This is a genomic window from Mesorhizobium sp. M7A.F.Ca.CA.002.09.1.1 (assembly GCF_003998555.1).
In the GTDB taxonomy this organism is placed as follows: Bacteria; Pseudomonadota; Alphaproteobacteria; order Rhizobiales; family Rhizobiaceae; genus Mesorhizobium; species Mesorhizobium ciceri.
In genome coordinates this window covers 1-3,348 of the sequence record NZ_RZRR01000641.1, presented here as the reverse complement: position 1 = coordinate 3,348, position 3,348 = coordinate 1, and the positions used below count along the sequence as shown (strand labels likewise).

Annotated in this window: 5 protein-coding genes; 1 reads left to right on the top strand and 4 read right to left on the bottom strand. The window is 61.7% G+C overall.

Annotation, left to right across the window (positions count from 1 at the left end; all coding sequences use genetic code 11):
* Positions 1–630 (bottom strand): chorismate synthase (locus EN994_RS23680; protein WP_164746113.1); only part of this gene is annotated, 630 nt, incomplete at its 3' end.
* Positions 631–808: 178 nt separating this feature from the next.
* On the opposite strand from EN994_RS23680, the gene EN994_RS23675 reads away from it, so the two are divergent.
* A complete protein-coding gene (locus EN994_RS23675) occupies positions 809–1,069 on the top strand; it encodes a DUF1344 domain-containing protein (RefSeq protein ID WP_013532801.1) in 261 nt (86 codons plus the stop codon).
* Between the two features lie 168 nt (positions 1,070–1,237).
* On the opposite strand, the gene EN994_RS23670 is transcribed toward EN994_RS23675, so the two are convergent.
* From EN994_RS23670 to EN994_RS23660, 3 genes are all read right to left on the bottom strand, one after another.
* Positions 1,238–1,825: a histidine phosphatase family protein gene (locus EN994_RS23670; RefSeq protein ID WP_013532802.1), complete on the bottom strand. Its 588-nt coding sequence runs from the start codon at positions 1,823–1,825 to the stop codon at positions 1,238–1,240.
* Positions 1,826–1,869: 44 nt separating this feature from the next.
* A complete protein-coding gene (fabI, locus tag EN994_RS23665) occupies positions 1,870–2,688 on the bottom strand; it encodes an enoyl-ACP reductase FabI (RefSeq protein WP_063167666.1) in 819 nt (272 codons plus the stop codon).
* 106 nt (positions 2,689–2,794) lie between these two features.
* A partial coding sequence (locus EN994_RS23660; RefSeq protein WP_281060199.1) for a DnaJ C-terminal domain-containing protein occupies positions 2,795–3,348 on the bottom strand: 554 nt, incomplete at its 5' end.

Below are 3,348 nucleotides of genomic sequence, written 5' to 3'. Positions count from 1 at the left end.
GACCGAGGAGCCCGCCTTGCGGATGCCGTCGAGATACTGCGTGAAGACAGGAACGGAAGCCGGATCGGGGGTGAAGAACGGATTTTCCGCATCGCCGATGAAATTCCAGTTCCAGTTGGCGCGATCGATGGATTTCTCGCCCATCGACACCAGCGCACCGCGCACCACCACGCCGGGCACCACCTTGCGCGCCAAGGCACCGGCCGCCACTCTGGCTGCCGTCTCGCGGGCCGAGGAGCGGCCGCCGCCACGATAATCGCGCACCCCGTATTTGACGTCATAGGTGTAGTCGGCATGGCCGGGCCGGTACTGGCGGGCGATCTCGCCATAATCCTTTGAACGCTGGTCGACATTCTCGATCAGCATCGACACCGGCGTGCCGGTGGTGATCATCGTCTCGCCGTCCTCGTCGAGGATGAAACCTGACAGCACCTTCACTTCATCTGGTTCGCGACGCTGCGTCACGAAACGTGACTGTCCCGGCCGGCGCTTGTCGAGTTCGGCCTGGATCTCGTCGCGCGTAAAGCGGATGCCGGGCGGACAGCCGTCGACCACGCAGCCGAGCGACGGGCCATGGCTTTCGCCCCAGGTGGTGACGCGGAAAAGGTGGCCGAACGTGTTGTGAGACATGAAATACCCTGCCCGGCATCGGAGCCGGCTGAAGATTGCGTTCTATTGGCGTTTTTCACAGGGGTCAAACTGTGATCTGGCGGATTTAGTTTTGACACATTCGGTTGGTTTCTGCTCTGCTCCATCCGCTGTTGAACAGCCCGCCGCCATGCCGGTGCAATGATAAAGAGGAACGATTATGCGTACCCTGATTAGCGCCGTTGCCGCCACGCTGCTGCTTTCCACCGCCGCTTTCGCCGGCCAGACCGAAGGCCTGATCAAGAAGATCGACAAGGACACGGCGACGCTGACGCTGGATGACGGCAAGTCCTACAAGCTGAACGCAGAGACCGATCTCGACGCGCTGAAGCCGGGCATGGACATCGTCATTGCCTACGATGTGACCAATGGCGAAAACGTCATCACCGACATGGAACTGCCGGACAGCTCAGCCAACTAGAGCTTCCAACCTCAATTGAATGCAGCGTTTGCGGTTCAGCTTTCGCCGAGCCGCCTGCGAAATGGCCTAGAGCGTGTCGCGTCTGAACGGATTCAGGCGACCCGCTTTAGGTCTTTGTTTTATGCATGTCGTTCTCCCAAAACCGGGGCCAATTTTGGGCGACATGCATCAAAGCCACTCCAGACTCTTGCCTTCGAGCTTGAGCAGGCGATCCTGCGGTATTTCCAGGTTCGCTGCCTCGTCCTCGGCCAATCCCAGAACGAAACGAAACAAGGTGCGCATGACGCCGCCATGGGTCACGCATATCGTCTGGCGTTCAATCGCGTCGAAGCATGGCCTCACCCGTTCGAGCAGCATCTGATAGCTCTCGGCGCCTTCGCCGGGCGGCTGGAAGTTCCACTTGTCCAGAGCACGCGTCCCGCTTGCTCCGGGATACCGCGTCTCCAGCTCGGGAAAGGTAAATCCCTGCCAATCGCCGAAATTGACCTCGACGAGGCGCGGATCGGTTCGATAGGCATCCGGATCCAGCTTCATCGCGGCGCGAATACGCTGCATCGTTTCGCGCGTCCGTTTCATCGGACTGGCGACGAAGTCGAATTCCCAGGGATCTGGAACCAACGCAGCTAGCCGAAGCCCGTTGCCGGTCGCCTGTTCGCGGCCAAGAGCATTGAGATCGGTGTCAGCCTGCCCCTGAAGCCGCATTTCGGCGTTCCACGCGGTCTGGCCGTGGCGCGCGATATAAACCAGCGGGTACATCAGGTCTTCCGGTGCGGATCGGGACGGACGACGGTTGGGGGGTGCTAGTCCTTGACCGTCGAAATATCAGGCGCGTCGACCGCCTTCATGCCGACGACGTGGTAGCCCGAATCGACGTGGTGCACTTCACCGGTGACGCCGCGCGACAGATCGGACAGGAAATAGACGCCGGAATCGCCGACTTCCTCCTGCGTCACCGTCTGCTTCAGCGGCGAATTGTACTCGTTCCACTTCAGGATGTAGCGGAAATCGCCGATGCCGGAAGCGGCAAGGGTCTTGATCGGGCCGGCCGAAATGGCGTTGACGCGGATCTTCTTGGCGCCGAGATCGACCGCCAGGTAGCGCACGCTGGCCTCGAGCGCCGCCTTGGCGACACCCATGACGTTGTAGTGCGGCATCACCTTTTCGGCGCCGTAGTAGGTCAGCGTCAGCAGTGAGCCGCCATCGGTCATCAGCGCCTCGGCGCGCTTGGCGATGGTGGTGAAGGAATAGACCGAAATGTCCATTGTGCGCAGGAAATTGTCGCGTGACGTCTCGACATAGCGGCCAGTCAGCTCATCCTTGTCGGAGAAGGCAATGGCGTGGACGAGGAAATCAAGCTTGCCCCAATGTCTGGCGACATTGGCGAAAACCTCATCCAGGCTCGCCGGATCGGTGACGTCGCAATGGCCGGCGACAAAGGCGCCCAGTTCCGCCGCCAGCGGCTCGACACGCTTCTTGAACGCCTCGCCCTGATAGGTCAGCGCTATCTCGGCGCCATGATCGACGCAGGCCTTGGCAATGCCATAAGCGATCGACCTATTGTTGGCGACGCCAAGAATGAGGCCGCGCTTGCCGGCCATTAGGCCCTGTCCACCCGCCATGTGAGCGCTCTCCGCAAGATTTCAGCTTTGTGGGTTGCCCTATCGCACAGGCACAGAGCCCCTTCAAGCGCTCAAAACGGACAGTTCAGGGGACAAAAGCCGCCGATCAGCCTTTTTGGCTGCGCAACAGCGCTTCGAGCGCGCTGTCACCGCCTTCCGGCAGCATGATACGCACATGAGCGTAGAGATCGCCGTGACCGCCGGCCTTTTCCGGCAGGCCTCTGCCCTTCAGCCGCAGGACCTTGTCGGAGCTCGACCAGGCCGGAATGTTGACCGCGAGCCTGCCGGTCGGCGTCTCGACAGGCACCTTGGCGCCGAGCACGGCATCCGCCAGCATCACCGGCAGATCGGCGTGCAGGTCGCGGCCTTCGATGCGGTAGCGTGGATGCCGGCGCAGATGGATCTTGACCAGCGCGTCGCCTGGCTGGCCCGGCCCCTGCTCGCCTTGACCCTTGAGGCGGATGGTCTGGCCATCCTCGACATAGGCCGGCAGCTTGACCGCCACCTTGCGGCCGTCGGGGAACATCGCCGTCACCTTTTCAGCGGTCGCCGCTTCCTCGATGGTGACGTCGAGCGTCACGTTCAGATCGGCAGCGGTCGTCTGCTGGCGGCGATCGCCCATGCCGGGACCGCGCGCGCCGGAAAAAGTGTCGCCAAAAA

Excerpts from the sequence above, each read along its gene's own strand:
- EN994_RS23670 (WP_013532802.1), bottom strand. The coding sequence starts at position 1,825 with ATGTACCCGCTGGTTTATATCGCGCGCCACGGCCAGACCGCGTGGAAC.
- fabI (WP_063167666.1), bottom strand. The coding sequence starts at position 2,688 with ATGGCGGGTGGACAGGGCCTAATGGCCGGCAAGCGCGGCCTCATTCTT.
- EN994_RS23675 (WP_013532801.1), top strand. The coding sequence starts at position 809 with ATGCGTACCCTGATTAGCGCCGTTGCCGCCACGCTGCTGCTTTCCACC.